Raw genomic sequence first — 16,323 nt, 5'->3', positions numbered from 1 at the left:
GGATTTGTTTCGTTAGATTAATTGGTAGCATCCTCCGTTGTGTAATATTTTTTCCGGAACCAGAAGGCCAGGTTTACCAAAGCGATCAAGGCCGGAACTTCTACCAAAGGGCCGATTACCCCTGCGAATGCCTGACCTGAATTGATCCCGAACACACCTATCGCTACAGCAATGGCCAGTTCAAAATTATTTCCCGTAGCGGTAAAGGCAATGGAAGTACTTCTGGAATAATCTGCCCCAAAATACTTGCCCGCAAAAAAGCTGATGACAAACATAATAGAGAAATAAATAACCAATGGTATGGCAATACGCACCACATCCATTGGTATCTGCACGATCAGCTTACCTTTCAGACTGAACATGATGATAATGGTAAACAGCAGTGCAATCAAAGTAATGGGCGAGATAAAAGGTACGAACCTATTCTGGAACCAATCCTCTCCCTTTAGCTTGATCAGGGTATACCTCGAGATTATGCCCATTGCAAATGGCAACCCTAAATAAATGCCCACACTTTTTGCGATCTCACCAATGGTGATATTCACTTCCAGGCTTTTCAGACCAAAATATGGAGGTAGCACGGTAATAAAAATGTAGGCAAAGACGCTGTACAAGAGTACCTGAAAGATACTGTTCAGCGCAATAAGGCCGGCGGCATATTCGCGGTTACCTTCGGCAAGCTCGTTCCATACCACCACCATCGCGATACAGCGGGCAAGTCCTATCAGGATCAGGCCAACCATGTATTCCGGGTAATCCCTCAGAAAAGTAATGGCCAGAAAGAACATCAATAACGGGCCGATCACCCAGTTAAGAACCAGGGAAACGCTCAACACTTTGGTGTCCTTAAATACTTCACCCATCTTTTCATATTTCACTTTCGCAAGGGGCGGATACATCATCAGGATCAGCCCAATAGCAAGTGGGATGTTGGTTGTCCCGCTGGAAAACGAGTTGATGGAGCCGGAAGAGGACGGGATAAAATATCCTACACCTACACCAATGGCCATCGCTATAAAAATCCATAGCGTGAGGTAACGGTCAAGAAAGCTCAGTTTTTTCCGTTCTGCAACGGGGGCACAATGGTTTGCACTCATGGCTTATTTGTTTATGTATTGACTTATAAAATCTGCTGAATAAGCTTTGATCAGCTCGCGCACCCTTCTGAACTCGTCCATCACTTCTTCTGGTGTCCCTGTAAGCTTTGCAGGGTCAGGGAAATTCCGGTGGAACCGATCAACCTTGCCCGCAAAGAAAGGGCAGGCTTCGCTGGCATTATCGCAAACGGTGATCACTGCATCAAAATCAATTCCCGAATATTCATCCACATGGTTAGAGGTATTGCCCGAGATGTCAATGTGATCTTCTGCCATCACCTGTATCGCTTTTCGGTTAACGCCGTGCGTTTCAATCCCCGCACTGTAGATCTCGGCATCATCTCCGGCAAAGTGCCTTAAATAGCCTTCTGCCAGTTGGCTCCTGCAACTGTTCCCCGTGCACAGCACGAGGATTTTCTTGGATTTCTTCCTCATCATTTTAGCAACAGCCTCCACCCGGAGTACAGCTTGAACCATTAGCGAGATTTACCATTTCAACCTTTTGTTTCTCTTGGGGGACCCTGCACTTGTCCATGGCAAGGCAAGCCGTCGTTTTTGCGATCAGTACAAAGTTTTTACCATCAAAGCCAAGGTCATATTTGCCTATAGTTGCTGACTGGTATTCCACTTCTATTTCCAGGTCTTCCATACCCAAAATCTGTTCTGAAAGGGAGATGATATTCAATAACTTTCCTGCTTTCAGGCGGTGCTCGTAGTCATCTGCATCCCATAACTGGAAGTTTGCTACCTTCTCATGGCGAACCTTTCCACCACAGTCAATAAAGTCTTTTGTGATGATGCCAACTTCTGTTACGTGAAATTGTTCCGGTACGGTTTCTCCGTTTTCAAGTCTAAAATTAACTGCTTCAGCAGTCTCCAGGATGGTTTTGATTTGTGATAATTTCATAAATTTTCTATTTTATTATCGTAATTTTACGATTGATTTAAGCAAAAAAAAGGCTTAGCAACAGCCCTTGGGATCTTGGTAAGAACCCATAAAGTCCCCAAATCGTTTTTGTAAAAGGCTCCACGTTTTGGGCTCTATACAATAGCATACTTTCACTCCCTCAATTGTACCCTGGATAATACCAGCATTTTTGAGTTCTTTCAAATGTTGCGAGATCGTTGCCTGTGCCAGTCCGAGTTCTTCCACGAGGTCCCCGCATATACAGGCATTGGCAGCAATAATCTGTTGCAAGATCGCAATGCGAGCAGGATGTGCCATTGATTTTAAGAGTATTGAAAGCTCGTTCTGCTCCTGCGTGAATATTTCTGTCTTGGTAAGTCCCATAGTTTTATATCGCAATATTACGATATATTTTTTAAATTGCCAAATATATCCGGAGACATAGAATATAACAGGTACTCATCTTAAAAAAAATCCCGACCCATGGCCGGGATTTATCACTTCCCAAAACAGCGATGTTCTTATTTTGCGCTATTTTTCTTTTCTGTAACTTCTGCTCTGATTTCCTGGGCTAAGACTTTAAGGTCCTGCATCGCTTTACGCACACGTGTGCCTGCCGCTGCATTGCCACCATCATAAAATTTAGTTGCATCTGCTTCGATTGCCGATACCAGTTCTTTTACTTTTTCAAACTTTTCCATAACTGTTTCTTTAGCTGACCAAACCGTCAGCGATTATAAAATTTAATATTCGTTTACAAAAAACGAGCCGCTAAAATACAAAATGCGCTTAAACGCCCAAGCTCTGGCTGGCGGAAACCTCTTTTCCCTTTGATTTTGTTACAGCTTTATTCAATGTGGGCTCTTTGAGAAACTGCTCTCTTTTTTCTGCCCTGCCATTTGCAGCGAACATATTCAGCTGTGAATAACGCGGCACTGCTTCCACATGCAACTTCACCTGTTCGCCATTTTTTTCTACGGTGATAGACGGACGGTCACCATTTTTTAATTGGGCTTCCAGTTTTTCTCTCTCCTTTGGATTTTCCAGTTCCTTGATGTTGAATTTATCAAGCACTTCCTTAAGGTTAAACCCATAGGAAGGATCGTGGTACTGGTTCATGTTAAAGTTCATGTGCCTGTCGCGGGGCCCGTCCAGATCAAGCTTCATCCATGCCTTATATGGTAATCCGCCCTGGGTAAGCATATCTTCACGATATACTGCCCTGCCTTCAATCAAGTTTACCGATTGGGATGCGGTAAAGCCCTTGCCCCTTTCCACCCAGATGGTCTGTGGCAATGGCGGGTTTCGGAAAGTCCTGCCGAATTCCTTGTCGACATAATTGATCTTCCCTTCTTCCATGGTGGCCAGCTTGGTCTTGTGGGCAGCATCCTTACCTACGGCCAGTTCGGCATTGCCGGTATGCTTCTTGAATACTTCAATGGCCTCGGCTACATTTTCCCTTTTGAAGACATTATTTTTTCCGGCGGTTTCGCTAGGAGAAATGACCAGATACTTTTGACCAGCCTCTAAGGGCTTGCCTTCATTGAGCGCCACATCATATTTATTCAGATAATAATTTTCGGACTGGCCGGATTGTTTGAAGTAAAGATTAAGATCAATCTGTCCCTTATGTCCGTTGATCTGATCCTTTAAAATAAACTCGGGAAGATTGGATTTCATGTTTTCTTCCATTTTTTCCTGAAGCTCCTTGCTGAAGCCAAGCGCTTTCATCTCAGATTTGAGATTTTCTAAATTGTTTAAGTTCATACTATTTATGTTAATGGTTAACTGATTAGCTGTTTTTAACTCTTGAATTAACTGGTCGGCCTCACGATAAAAAACGGGAAGATCTTCTCCCCGACCGGGCAGGTAGCCCAGACCTTCCCTTTTTTCGAATTCGTTTATTGCCTCGTCCAGGGTCTTGAATACTGATATCTGATGGGGTTGCAGCCCCATATTTGCAGGCTGCATTTCAAATACTACATGTATTTTCCCTACGCGTTTTGCATTTTCCAGAAGACGGATGATTGCTGCTGCATGATTGGTCTCCGGCCACATAGATTAATTTTTAGTGATTTTCTTATCTACCCAATCCCTGGCTTTTGTCCTTCCTATTGGTCAGATCAAGTTTTTTGATGCTGAGCTGCTGATGGTGCGGATCTTTTGACCTTTTTAAAAGATTTTCTTTAAGCTCATATAGCGGAATGACCCTTTGATTCTCATCGCGAAAAATGAGGCCCTTATCTCCGGGATTTGCTTCCAGATAAAAGGGATCAACATTTTCCGGATTGAAAACAGCCTGTGCTCCGTTTTTGATGATTTCCAGCACTTCCTGACTATTGATTGCAGGGTATTCCAGCTCTTTGGCCTTTTCAGCAAGGACCTTATCCAGTGAAAAGCGTTCATCAAGCACATGTTCCCGTAACGGGAATTGGCCGTTATGATCGGTATGCTCAAAATCCAGCTGAAGCCATTTTTCGGCCTTAAGTTCAGTCTCCTGATCTATCCTGACTGCGCCACCCTTGAGTAAATAAATTGCATGGTTGACATGCAATGCGTACCGCTCGGGAATGGAACATTTTCTGTCATATTCGCCTTTGGCAAGCAGTGTGGCCTCCATGGAAACAAGCTGATACTCATTAAATTTCTGCTCAAAAGATAGCGTGACTTCCAGAGCGCCGTTTTGCTCAAAACGGCTTGATATGGGGAGATCAATTCTTTCCCTTTCATAATCCAACTGAGACCTGAGGTGACCGGAAAGGCCGGTGATGCCCATAGCCGTCAGCCTTTTGTCCATCAATTCGAAATTTTGCTCCCGCCTGGCCTTGAAATACTTGACCAGCCCGGGCATAATGAGCAGGCGTTCTTTCCATTCCATGTACTTTCTTAATAACGGGTTTGGGAAAAAGTCCTTGCGAAGCTTTTCCATTATGGCACGAATAATCCCTGCGTAAATACGTTCGTCCATTGTTGGATCAGTGGCTAGTCTGGCCAGGCCCCGCCTTAAGAAAATGTATTTTTCTCTTTTAATCCCTCCGGACAAATCGCCTGCGCTTTCTCCAAGCAATTCGAGTTCCCGTTGTTTTGCATCCCAGTTTTTCAGGATGATTTTTCCGCGATTGACATCAAAAGCCATATTATTTTCTGATTTGGTTATTTCTAAGCAGTACCGGAAAGCCAGCCTTCACTTTCATTTTTACCCGCCTTACCTTTTTGGAAAACAGTCCTTTGGCGGCATCAATTCCAGCACCTGCTACCTGGGTACCTATCGACTGATCCATGCTCAGTAGCTGAAGACTACGCACGGCATCATCCGCTCCGCCCGATATTGCATTATCCACTATGGCATCCGGCGCTGCAATTCCTTTTATCCCATCCAGGCTGTATATGGACAGGTCTACGGGGATGATATTCTTATCAATTCGAATGGTTTTGATATCTACCAATAACCGTTGATTGGTTAAATTACAAAGTCCAAAGATTTCGTGCCCTTTGGGTATCAGGGTGCCGTTGATGGTGACGGTATCGGAAAGCACCAGTCTGAGCACTGCGCCCTGAATGAGCGTTTGCTTAGCCGCAACCTCGGCGGGAATTGCCGCAAATCTTTCTTCAGGCGCTGCATTGACTTGTTTAATGTAGGCGTCCCGCACGCGGTCGGGGTGCTGAATATCCAGTACCTTTTCCAGCATGCCGGAAAGCTGTTTCATTTCCTGATCTTCGCCAGTGCTCCCCTGCATGGAGGACATGAGCTTTTCCAGCCTGTCGACATCAGTGCTCATCCCGGGCACTTTTATGTTGCGCTCTCGTGAAGACGGCAAGACCTTAGTTTCGGTCGGGGCATTGATCTGCGCATTTAACTGCTGCAGTTTAAGATCGATGTCCCTTGTCGGATCCGGTGTCCCTGAGGTGCTAAAGCCAAATCTGCCGGCGACCTCTTCCAGATGCCCGGAATTTGTTTTTGAGGAGTCCAGCTGGGTTTCCTGATAAATCCCCATTTTGCCCGCCGGTTTTTCCTTACCAAAGCTGGCATTGGGGAGCGAGGCATTGATGCCTGCATTTTCGCTCGGTTTATGCTCTGCATTCTTTCCCCCGCCCATGGCGTAAAAGGCCAGGGAAAGAAATGGCAGGATCAGTATTGGCAGGACGAGCAGGATTTTTCTTTTGTCCTTGATTCTTTCATTTTTCATTTTTTTAATTTTTAATGGTTATTGAATGGCATCGATGATGAGCTTCAGCAAGATGGCACTCATCAGGGCAGTGAAAATGATCAGTGTAACTAAAAGCCCTTTTGAGGAAATGTTCCGGCATTTGAGATTGAGGTAATCTGCCAATCTTTTTTGCACGGAAAGTATCTTATCATTAAGCCCGGACATCCCGGTGGACTTACTTCCCTCAATATTTGATTCTTTTTCCATTGGCTATGGGTTTATGGGTTCATCGTGATTGTCAAGGGTCTCCCAGCGCTGTATCAAAAATCCGTGCGGATTGTTATCCGAGCGGGAAACATTTCTCAAGGTTCCGGCCGTAATGAGCTTTCGGGTGACCGTGGAAGTTGCCCGGATCAGTTTCTGCGTCGCGTAGCACCTGAAGCGGTAAGGATACTCCGCAAGATCAAGCGAAGTACTGTCGATGCTAATTTCCTGAGAGATATTTGCAGAGATCAGATTATTGAAATAGCCTTTTTCCTTGAGGTTATCATAGGCCCGCTTAGCACTTTCATCCGCCAGGTTCAAAGCGGACGAAATATTGGACTGAATGACCTTTTCATCCGGGTCGAGGGTAAAAAAGTAATGGTGGAACATTTTAATGTGATCACGGAGCTCCACTGCGATATTATCCTTCCTTTCCCCGGATACTGCTTCGAGCACCTTGCCATTGGCCAGGATGTAAACCCGCTGCTGGGCAAGATTTGCGAGGCTAAATCCCTTGTAGATCGCAAAGCCTGAAATGCAAATGCAGGCGACGATCATAAAAAGGCTGAAGCGCTTGATGTGCTGAAAAGCCGTATCGATGTTTTTGAATTGCGTGAACATAGGCGATAAGTTTTTAAGAATGTTTACCGGAAATTTTGTCTTTTTGATAACTGCCCTGATCAGGGAAGTAGTCCCCTTGGGCAGCCGAAGCATATCCTTGCGATTGAACACGGGCCTTATCCCCCAGCGCATCGGCGACCATGCCACCTGCTCCGGTGGCAGCACTCATTCCGGACCTTGGTGCGGCAACGATCAGTGAATTGACCTTTGTTAATATCGCATTTCCCCCACCTGCATGCACGACGTAATTGGCTACATTGGGAACCGAGAAATAGCCTACAATCCCGATGATGAGAAAGACCAGGTAAGCCGTATCGGTGGAAGAAAAAAAGGTATCCCCTTGGGCCTCGATCTGGGAAAGATCGACCTTGATCATGTTTTCCTGAATCTTTCCCAATATGCTTCCAAAGATGTTGGCAATGGGCAGCCATAAAAATATATTGACATACCTGGCGAGCCAGACGGTGAGGGTTTGCTGAAAACCGTCAAAGACGGCAAAGCCAAATACCAGCGGCCCCAGAATGGCCAGCACGATCAGAAAGAATATGCGAATGGTATTGATGCAGAGGGATGCTGCTGCATAGAGCACTTCCAATACTTCCTTAAGCCAGGATTTGATCGAATTGCGGAGATTATAGCTCTGTTTTTCCATCCAAAACTGCATCGAGTTTCCCAACCCATCCAAAAAAGTTTCATCATCCCTGTTAGGATCTTTTGGATGGGTATATTTATACCATTTGTCACTATCTCCCTGACCACTTTCCCCGACGTACATCTGCCAGTTCTTTGATTTTTTGATGGCCGCATCCTTAAGTTTTAACAGGCGCTCAATGGCTTTGTTGCTGTCGCTGACCATTGCACCGGTAGCAGAAACGGTTGGTTTGAGCACACCATTCATAATCCCGAGCACCGCCGGGAACATCATGATGCATAGGCCCAGGGCGAAGGGGCGAAGCAAGGGATAAAAATCGATAGGCTCCGCAGCTGCAATCTGCCGCCACACGCGACTGGCAATATACCAAAGAGCGCCGAACCCCGCTATCCCCCTGGCCACATCAATCAGGCGGGAACTCAAGGGGATCATCTCTTCGTACACATGGTCCAATACCGCCTGCATTCCTGAAAGCTCACCGGATATCCCTTGAGCAAAACCAGCGAAGGGAAAAACAAAAAGTATAAGGCAAACCCATGCTCCCTTAAAAGGGAGATTAAATAATCTTTTCATCATCTTAAATTTTAATTGATCTTAAACAGGTCTTTTGCGCCCTCAACATCCGTTAGTGCACCCTTTCGCTGAAGCAATAACGTACCAGCCTCCCGGTTAAAGCTTCTTAAGAAAACCAGTTTATCGGAGGTATCCTTAAAAATCCGGTCAATCGCGGAAAGTCTTTCTTCGTCATTCATTCGGAGCGAGCCTGCGGTGAGCACCAGGGTTAGTTCTTCGAGGTTGTCCTTGCTTTGATGAAATAGAACGGTATATACCCTGGAAATATAATCCAGCTCATTGCCGTTCATCAGACCCGAGGCACTGAAGTTTTTCAGGGTACGTTTATACTCTGAAACAATATCCTTTTGCACAGTGATGATGTCCGCGACCCGGCTATACTTGCGCACTTCAGGCGAGACCAACAGGAGCCCGTCCAGAAAGGTTTCGTGCAGGGAAAAATTTCCCTGCGAGATATTTTTTACCGCATTATATCCCGAGGAAATAATGGTATAACCCTTTTTCATATCGCTCAGGATATTTTTCAGCTGGCTCAATTTTTCGACATTCAACAGCAGCTGCCGGGCTTCAGTGGATTGTGCAAAGCTTTTGACACAAAATAAAATGCTGAGTATACCGAATAAAGCAATGCTGGTTATCTTACTTGTTTTCATACCATTCCTCCATTTTTTTTATCGTTTCCAATTCTCTCATCCGCTCGGCAACAAGCTGCCGGAAGGTATTTGAGAAGCTAAGCGCAAAGCTCCATTTCTCCTGCATTTGCCCATGCAAACGGTCTATGCGCAGTAGCCGCTGATCATCTGTCAATTGGGCCCTTCCGGAAGTGATGATGAGTAGCAGTTCGTCCATATCCCCCAGGCATTCATCCAGCAGATTGCTGCTGACCAAATCTAAATAAGCGATATGTTGAGCGGTTAAGCCCTTAACATCCCTCAAAGCATGGAAGGCTTTTGATACATCAATTTGCATTTGAATGATCTCCGCTACCTTTACATTATTTCTGATTTCCGGGTTTACCGCTTTTAGTGAACTGAAAAACGCACCGTGCAGGTCAAACTCTCCTTTACTGGCATCTTTAATAAAGTTGAGTCCGGAGCGGCCGATCTTATACCCTTTTTTTAAATACCCGGCGTAAAGCTTCAGGGCGGCAACCTGTTCGAGTAGATACTTTTGCTGCGTCTTTTTCTGTGCAAACCATTCCGACCAGGTCTGCGCGTTTGCGGTCCCGGACATCAACAGCACCAATATCATTAGCACTGAAAACCTTCTTTTAATCGATTCCATATAGCTCCTTTAGTTTGGCCACTTCCTCCAGCGAGTTAGAGCGTTTGATACTCAAATCGATATTCCCGGAATTGAAAGTCCTGAGGTCCGTATAATTTTCTTCCATTTTCGCCGCTGCATTACTGATGATTTCCAGCCGCTTTCCGTCACTCATTTGGGTCTTAAAGGAATTGACCACCAGCAAAACCTGATCAAGATTCTTTACGCTTTCTTCCAAAATCCCGAGATAGGTCTTTTGCATCTGATCCAGTTCGTCCCCGGTGAAGTGCCTGTCCTTTTGAAAGAGTCCCCATGCCCACTTGTATTCATCCACGATGGCAATCTGCCGCTGGGTAAGGTCTTTCACTCTTTTATAATAAGTGATCGCGGTTTTTACTTTCCAAAGGGAGGTATAATATTCACTGTAGAGCTCCTTTTGCCTTTCCGTCCAATCGGCGATCTCGGTAAGCTTGAGCTTTGAAAGCTGATTTTCCAGGACCTTTTGCGCATTCTGTAACCAGATCGTTTCGTTTTGAAGGCGCTGAACTTTCAGGTCCACCGCGCGGATGACTTTTTTTACCCCTGCCTTGATCACTTCCAGTACAGCGATCTGTGCGTTGGCTCCTTTTGGAAGGCTCACGCAGATGGTCATGGCACTGACCGGCAGGATTACCATATAGTTTTTCATACTCTTTTTGATTTTGGTTGCCAGCAGTCCCAGCATTTTCCGCGGACTGCTTAAGCTGTTTCTGATTTTGGTGCGTGGCCCTGCACCGAAGATTAGAGATCTCATATTTTTAAGCGCTATTTTTTGATGTATTTTCTTTTTCCAATCAGCAGGTATCCCGAATCAGGGTAGATGGTGATGAGTTTTCCTTTTTTTAATTCGGTTAAGGATTTGGTCCCCTCATCGTAAAGGGCTTTCCATTCTTCCCGCTCATAATGCCTTTTGCCGGCTTTTCCGTTTTTGATCAGGTTAAACCCTGTTCGGCGATGGATCAGGAAAATGTTGCCTTCACAGGCTTGAACAGCGAGCGTATCGTCAGCCTTGCTGAATTCACCTCCGGCGGAATTAATGAATGTTCCGGGCAGGAATGACCTGGACTTATCGGTCTGACAGCCCATGAGCTGAATGAGGCAAACTGCAGCTAAAATCAATCTGTAACTTTTCATAATCAATTTGTTTTTATAGGTTAATGGATTTGTTCCTGATATCTGCAGCCAGACTTGCGATACCTTTCTGCACACTCCCAAGCTTTTCGGCATATTGCTGCACCAAAAGCTTTTCCTTTTCTTCAGTGGTATAGCAGAGATATTCTTCCAGACTTACCTCGGTGCGATAGACCTGGCTGTGCTGGCCACCAAGGGAGATGAATACTTCCTTGTATTTTTTGGTTGGATCATTGTTCCGGTTCATGGAAAGAATCTGGGATTTTTCCTTTTCGGTGAGGCCAAGCAATTCCTGGATATCGCTGAACTTATTCTGATACTTGCTTTGATCAAGCAGGATTTTACAGTCCGAGTTATTGATAATGGCCTGCTTTACCACCGGAGAAGAAATGATATCTTCCACCTCCTGGGTAACCACTACAGCTTCCCCAAAGAATTTCCTGACAGTTTTGAACAGGTATTTGATGTACTCCGCCATTCCCTCTTTAGCGATGGCCTTCCAACATTCCTCAATAAGAATCATCTTGCGGACACCTTTGAGCTTTCGCATCTTGGAAATAAATACCTCCATGATGATCAGCGTGACAGCAGGAAAAAGAATAGGATGATCTTTTATGGCATCGAGTTCAAATACGATGAAGCGTTCAGAGAGCAGATCTAATTGCGCGGTTGCATTGAGCAGGTAATCAAATTCCCCACCCCGGTAATAGGGCTTTAGCACATAGAGGAAACTGTTGATATCGAAATACTGCTCACGAACCTTGTTTTCTTCGAGCACCGAAAGATACTCCCCGGCAAGAAATTCATAGAATGAATTGAAGCATGGAAAGATATCCGGATGGGCCTCAAGGTGTTTAAAGTAAAGGGTCAAACCATTTGAGAACCCAACATATTCAGAACGGGAAAAGGTTTCACCTTCCTTTTTGGAAAGCGCAAGGAGCAACGTTTTAATGCTTTCCTTTTTTTCGGTGTCCAGCATATCCCCGTCTGCCAAATAAAATGGGTTAAAGGCAATGGGACTGGCTTCACTATAGCTGAAATAATATCCATCGACCAGGTCACAAAGCCCTTTATAGCTATGTCCAACGTCGACTAAAAGCACATGGGTACCCTGTTCATAATAGCTGCGCACCATGTGGTTGGTGAAAAAGGACTTACCGGACCCGGACGGACCAAGGATAAACTTGTTTCGATTGGTGGTAAATCCCATGGAAATGGGCTCATCAGAAATATCCACATGGACGGGACGGCCTGACAGCCTCTCGCCAAGACGAACCCCGAAAGCTGACCTTGAATCCCGGTAATGGCTTTCCATATTAAACAGGCAGGTGGCCTGCTCTAAAAAAGTATCAAAGGTATCGTTCATCGGAAAGTCCGCCTGGTTGCCGGGAAATCCCGCAAACCAGATTTGCGCCTGGCCATCTGTTTCGCGTTTGGCGACCGCTTCAATAGCAGCCATGGCAGAAGACACCCGGTTTTTGATTTCCTTTTGTTCCATGGGATCATCTGACCAGGCCATGATGTTGATGTGTGATTTTACAGGCAACCTGCCCAGTGCGACCGCTTCATTAAGAAAGTCGTTGACCGCGTCCCTGGAAATAGAATTCTCCCGGGAATAGCCGGAAAGGGATTGCAGACGAAGTTTTTTTGCTTCCAGGCGCTTAATGGTTTTCTGAGCATCCCCAATGAACACATATTGATTGAGGATATGATTGCCTTTTAAAAGCTGCCCCAGCGGACTGGCAAAGCCGACGCTGAACTTGGAGCGGTCTGTTGAGTACGGCTCATAATTGATCCGGCTGCCGCAGAATGGTGGTAAGTCCTCGGTGTCGGCCAGAGTATAAATTTCCATCTTCTTCTCCCCTACAGAAATCCCTTCCTGCAGATTGATATCGCGGATTACCGGCATATCGCCTTCCCCTAACAAAAAGCAATACCGCTCAATAACGCCAGCCTTATTGGCGGTTCCGGAAAGATCGTCGTCGGATAACCTTTGAAGACTGATGAACCCGGAATCATGCAGAATACGTTCAAACTGTCCGGCTTTGTCTAAAAAATCTGCTACCAGAACCGAATTGATCGTCTGAGTGGGAACTACTGATCTACGCAGTATGTTGCTCACCGCGGAGCTGGAAGGTTTTCTTCCGGCAGGTTTTTTGGTCAAAAAAACATAGCAGGTATGCTGAGTAAAAGGGCGCTCATTAAAGAATCGTTCACTGGAGCGGGAAAGGAAGTTCTGTCCATTTTTCTCAAAATCTGCACGGAAACTTTCAGTTAAAAACCAGTCCTGTTTATGGAATATACTATCTGCGGGCAACACTTTGATCGCTTTTACCCAGGCCTGATGATAGGCTTCATAGTCCCGGTCGGAAAGAGAAAAAATCTCAGGCAATGTTGCTTTAAATCCTATGGTAATGTCCCCGCTATGAGAAAGGATGCAGCTGTGTTCTATTTTATAAATGGGCAGTATGTTAATGGCCTCTTTCATAAGCTTAGTTATTGATGATCGGGATATTTCAGTCCGGTGAAGATTCTCCTTGAAGAGAATCGGATATATTTGGGAATGCCTTTTTTGGCGATGTACTTCATGAGCCCATGTTCACCAAAGCGGTGGCTGAGGCGAAAGGTGGTCATGAATAAAGCACCTCCTAACAAGGCAATCAATGGCAGAACAATCAGCAGACTAAGGCCCGAGATATAAAGAATCGCAAAGGACAACAACAGCAGCACTAGTCCGATAGCCAGATAAGCGATATACTGCGCCTTTAATCCTTTAAAGACGATTGGCTTGGATACGCCCTTATTGATCTGATAAATGGTTCCCATATTTTCTAATTTTCTTAATAATTGATAAGTTAAAGCCGAAAAAACTCCATCTGTCTAAATCCCGAAAAAGGACTTGAGTACAGTGGCGACTACCACCAGAAATATGCAGCTACCAAACCAGGCCGCGGCGACCTTATTGGTATCGGATTCTCCGGCGTTCCATTTGTTGAAGACCTTAATGGCACCGATTATACCCACGACCGCCCCGATGGCATACATCAGATCACATCCGGTATCGAAATACCCTTTAACCTTGTTGGTTGCTTCCTGAATTCCGGCATTCCCATCCTGGCCGAAGCAGGAAACGGAAAAGATATAATTGAGTGTCAGCCAGGCAATGGAGAACATTGCGGTTTTTAACAGAGCTTTTTTTTTGGCTTCTTTGAATGAGTTATTTTCCATGATAAAATTCGTTAAGTAAAGAAATAAGATGATTAGTCCCAGAGGTATTCCAGTTCTTGCAGGGTAACTGCAAAAGGGGCATGGTCACGGATAAACTCATTGATCTTGCCGATGTTGGGATTGGATCCAATGCGTCCGTACTTCTCACTGATCATCGCGGCCAAAGAGAAAAAGTCCTGCTTAGTGCCATCCTCTTTTTCGAGGATACCAAATATTTCCTTCAGCTCCTGAATCACATCAGGCACCAGCCCTAATTGATCTGATTTTAGATTTTCATCATTGTAAGCGGAAGGATCACCAACAGAAAAACTCAATGCACCCATACTCACCACTTCCAGCCCTTCGGGCATTTTGGATTTGCCCATAATTTCCTGCTCTACCGGATCAGCTTGTTTATCAGCAGATCCCGCATTACCTACTGAAATTGTTGTGGGTTCAGCGGCCGAACCTGAGAGAAAAGCAATCGCATCTTTACGGAAGACGGTAAGCAGGAGCGCGAGATACCAGAGTGCACTTAACACTGCGAAGAAAATGAGGAAAGTTGTCCAGGAAAATTGTTGTAACATAAATTTGAGATTTTCCGGCCTGCACCATTGCCGGCCTTTGTTGGTACAAATGTTGGGAAGTGGCAAATTTTTGATTCAGTAGTACGCAGGTACTACCCAACGATTTTTTTTAAAAACAAGCCTTAAAAGCCATAACGGCTTCTTTGATCCTCAGGAATCCAGGCATCGCTATCCTCAATTCGTTTCGATACCAGTTGTTGCATTTCATCTAGGTAGCGCGTTTTGCTCATCGACTTACGCCTTTTGATATCGGCGAAACGCTTGAAGTAGCCCGAGATGTTTACCTGAAAGGCCTGACCGAAAAATTCCATGAGTTCTGACAGGCTGATCTTGCCCCCATTAACCTGACCCGTTTCATATACCCCGTAAACCAGTTCCACCATATTGACTGCTTCCCCTGTCCACTTGAGATCTTTGAAAGCATTTTTCTGCATGGCATCTTCACCACCCTTTCGCATTTCAATCTCCTGTTTGAGCAATTCCTGAAGCTTTTCGTAGGCAATGAATTTAGAGAAAAGGTAATCCGCCACAGTTGAGAATGAGGGGTCCACATCAGGAACTTCAGCAAAACCTACCAGCTGGCTACCTCCATTTCTGGTAAAGTACCGGTTGTCCAGATCAACAGCCCCGAGACGATAGTATTGATAGATAAACTCATTCTGCCTGAAAAATCGGTCAATAAAATAGAGCTGGGATTCCAGATGAGCGATCTGCTTATCCTTACCCAGAAGCGGCATGCTGGTCTCAATCGCGTATCGTTCGGTGATCAAAATCAATAACGAATAGATCTGAGGCTTTCCCTTCTTAAAAAAATAGATTTCCTCTTCTTCATCTGCAAAGCCACTCTTGGAGAGTTCGATCTTCAATTGAGCCAGCGCTTTTTGAACGAGCGCTAAACCACTCCTGAATTTCTCCATTGAATTTTCAATGGATGTGGTTTCTTCAACTTGAAGCGAAACTTCCGCATACAGTTTTTCTGATAGTTTCTTTAGGTTCATGATCATACATTTTAGGTTAACGATTTGAGCAGCAGTCAATCAGAAATTGAAAAAAGAAATTTTTAAGGAACCAAGTAAAACAAAAGCCAAATAATTCCGTTAAAAAAGTATCTCCTTCCGACAGGACAATATTATTCAGGTAAATGCAATGAAAAGTTGATTTGTGACACAATCGACACTGCATGAAAAATCATTCAAGAAATGAGGCCGATCTTTTAGAGACATTGGGCTTTATCATTCCTCTACCCGCACCCTTTCAAAAGCGCGTAAACGAAGAGGTTATCACCGAAACATTTAAACGAAAACACCAGTTGCTAAAGCCTGGTGAAACTGCCCGAAGGTTATACTTTATCCGGCATGGCTTCTTACGTGCATATTTCATTGACAGCAATGGTAAAGAGTGCACCACCTGGTTCATGGGAAAAGGCGATCTGATGATCTCGGTGTATAGTTTTTTTACCCAAAAACCCGCTTATGAGTACATAGAGGTACTTGAAGACTGTAAACTTCAATCACTGACCTGGAACCAGTTAAATAGCTATTACGCTGATTTTGAGGAAGGAAATCTGCTTGGCCGTATCGTTACCCAGAAGTACTATTTGCTAAGCGAAGAAAGGGCACTTTTCCTGCGCACCCAAACCCCGGAAAACCGGTATGAAATGCTGATTGAAAAATACCCTGATATCGAACAACAAACCACTCAAAGCAATATCGCTTCTTATCTGGGAATAAGCCGGGAAACCTTGTCCAGAATTCATCGAAAAAAACTGGGATTGTGTCACGTGACACAAAACGGCACCCAAATTTAGTATTGTTTTAAACCTCAAAATTCCGTT

Annotated in this window: 21 protein-coding genes; 1 reads left to right on the top strand and 20 read right to left on the bottom strand. The window is 44.9% G+C overall.

Features of this window, described 5'->3' with window-relative positions:
• Positions 1-17: 17 nt before the first annotated feature.
• From arsB to ACIQXP_RS05395, 20 genes are all read right to left on the bottom strand, one after another.
• Positions 18-1,097, bottom strand: a complete 1,080-nt coding sequence (gene arsB, locus ACIQXP_RS05490; RefSeq protein ID WP_387504775.1) for an ACR3 family arsenite efflux transporter — start codon at positions 1,095-1,097, stop codon at positions 18-20.
• A gap of 3 nt (positions 1,098-1,100) precedes the next feature.
• Positions 1,101-1,532 (bottom strand): arsenate reductase ArsC, encoded by a 432-nt coding sequence (locus ACIQXP_RS05485; RefSeq protein WP_391527749.1) that lies wholly within the window; start codon positions 1,530-1,532, stop codon positions 1,101-1,103.
• A gap of 4 nt (positions 1,533-1,536) precedes the next feature.
• The gene (locus tag ACIQXP_RS05480) at positions 1,537-2,004 is read right to left on the bottom strand and encodes a DUF6428 family protein (RefSeq protein ID WP_387504773.1); all 468 of its coding nucleotides are present in this window, start codon (positions 2,002-2,004) and stop codon (positions 1,537-1,539) included.
• A 54-nt stretch (positions 2,005-2,058) separates the two neighbouring features.
• A complete protein-coding gene (locus ACIQXP_RS05475; RefSeq protein ID WP_387504772.1) occupies positions 2,059-2,388 on the bottom strand; it encodes an ArsR/SmtB family transcription factor in 330 nt (109 codons plus the stop codon).
• Between the two features lie 137 nt (positions 2,389-2,525).
• On the bottom strand, positions 2,526-2,705 hold the full coding sequence (locus ACIQXP_RS05470; RefSeq protein ID WP_387504771.1) for a histone H1: 180 nt from the start codon (positions 2,703-2,705) through the stop codon (positions 2,526-2,528).
• A gap of 88 nt (positions 2,706-2,793) precedes the next feature.
• Entirely contained in the window at positions 2,794-4,062 is a 1,269-nt protein-coding gene (locus ACIQXP_RS05465) for a hypothetical protein (RefSeq protein ID WP_387504770.1), read from the bottom strand.
• 22 nt (positions 4,063-4,084) lie between these two features.
• Complete coding sequence (locus ACIQXP_RS05460; RefSeq protein WP_387504769.1) at positions 4,085-5,140, bottom strand: hypothetical protein; 1,056 nt, start codon at positions 5,138-5,140, stop codon at positions 4,085-4,087.
• A 1-nt stretch (position 5,141) separates the two neighbouring features.
• Entirely contained in the window at positions 5,142-6,191 is a 1,050-nt protein-coding gene (traM, locus tag ACIQXP_RS05455) for a conjugative transposon protein TraM (protein ID WP_387504768.1), read from the bottom strand.
• Positions 6,192-6,209: 18 nt separating this feature from the next.
• Positions 6,210-6,419, bottom strand: a complete 210-nt coding sequence (locus tag ACIQXP_RS05450; protein ID WP_387504767.1) for a hypothetical protein — start codon at positions 6,417-6,419, stop codon at positions 6,210-6,212.
• Between the two features lie 3 nt (positions 6,420-6,422).
• Positions 6,423-7,037 carry a conjugative transposon protein TraK gene (gene traK / locus ACIQXP_RS05445; protein WP_387504766.1) on the bottom strand — a complete coding sequence of 205 codons (615 nt, stop codon included), beginning with the start codon at positions 7,035-7,037 and terminating at the stop codon, positions 6,423-6,425.
• 13 nt (positions 7,038-7,050) lie between these two features.
• A complete protein-coding gene (traJ, locus tag ACIQXP_RS05440) occupies positions 7,051-8,265 on the bottom strand; it encodes a conjugative transposon protein TraJ (RefSeq protein ID WP_427429411.1) in 1,215 nt (404 codons plus the stop codon).
• A gap of 8 nt (positions 8,266-8,273) precedes the next feature.
• Entirely contained in the window at positions 8,274-8,915 is a 642-nt protein-coding gene (locus ACIQXP_RS05435; RefSeq protein ID WP_387504765.1) for a TerB family tellurite resistance protein, read from the bottom strand.
• Positions 8,902-9,546, bottom strand: coding sequence for a hypothetical protein (locus ACIQXP_RS05430; RefSeq protein ID WP_387504764.1), 645 nt, complete (start codon positions 9,544-9,546; stop codon positions 8,902-8,904). Before ACIQXP_RS05430 ends, ACIQXP_RS05435 begins: the two co-directional genes overlap by 14 nt.
• On the bottom strand, positions 9,533-10,318 hold the full coding sequence (locus ACIQXP_RS05425) for a conjugal transfer protein TraI (protein ID WP_463357681.1): 786 nt from the start codon (positions 10,316-10,318) through the stop codon (positions 9,533-9,535). Before ACIQXP_RS05425 ends, ACIQXP_RS05430 begins: the two co-directional genes overlap by 14 nt.
• Positions 10,319-10,329: 11 nt before the next feature.
• Positions 10,330-10,698, bottom strand: a complete 369-nt coding sequence (locus tag ACIQXP_RS05420) for a hypothetical protein (protein ID WP_387504763.1) — start codon at positions 10,696-10,698, stop codon at positions 10,330-10,332.
• A gap of 13 nt (positions 10,699-10,711) precedes the next feature.
• Positions 10,712-13,183 (bottom strand): TraG family conjugative transposon ATPase, encoded by a 2,472-nt coding sequence (locus tag ACIQXP_RS05415; protein ID WP_387504762.1) that lies wholly within the window; start codon positions 13,181-13,183, stop codon positions 10,712-10,714.
• Positions 13,184-13,191: 8 nt separating this feature from the next.
• A complete protein-coding gene (locus tag ACIQXP_RS05410) occupies positions 13,192-13,521 on the bottom strand; it encodes a DUF4133 domain-containing protein (protein WP_387504761.1) in 330 nt (109 codons plus the stop codon).
• Between the two features lie 54 nt (positions 13,522-13,575).
• The gene (locus tag ACIQXP_RS05405; RefSeq protein WP_387504857.1) at positions 13,576-13,869 is read right to left on the bottom strand and encodes a DUF4134 domain-containing protein; all 294 of its coding nucleotides are present in this window, start codon (positions 13,867-13,869) and stop codon (positions 13,576-13,578) included.
• Between the two features lie 86 nt (positions 13,870-13,955).
• Positions 13,956-14,489, bottom strand: coding sequence for a hypothetical protein (locus tag ACIQXP_RS05400; protein ID WP_387504760.1), 534 nt, complete (start codon positions 14,487-14,489; stop codon positions 13,956-13,958).
• A 122-nt stretch (positions 14,490-14,611) separates the two neighbouring features.
• Positions 14,612-15,487, bottom strand: a complete 876-nt coding sequence (locus tag ACIQXP_RS05395) for an RteC domain-containing protein (protein WP_387504759.1) — start codon at positions 15,485-15,487, stop codon at positions 14,612-14,614.
• A 182-nt stretch (positions 15,488-15,669) separates the two neighbouring features.
• Here ACIQXP_RS05395 and ACIQXP_RS05390 point away from each other — a divergent pair, with 182 nt between their 5' ends.
• Positions 15,670-16,296 (top strand): Crp/Fnr family transcriptional regulator, encoded by a 627-nt coding sequence (locus tag ACIQXP_RS05390; protein WP_387504758.1) that lies wholly within the window; start codon positions 15,670-15,672, stop codon positions 16,294-16,296.
• Positions 16,297-16,323 lie beyond the last annotated feature (27 nt).

The sequence above is a fragment of the Pedobacter suwonensis genome, assembly GCF_044762335.1.
Lineage (GTDB): Bacteria > Bacteroidota > Bacteroidia > Sphingobacteriales > Sphingobacteriaceae > Pedobacter.
The sequence above is the reverse complement of the archived record's forward strand: the minus strand, read 5'-3'. Positions and strand labels throughout refer to the sequence as shown.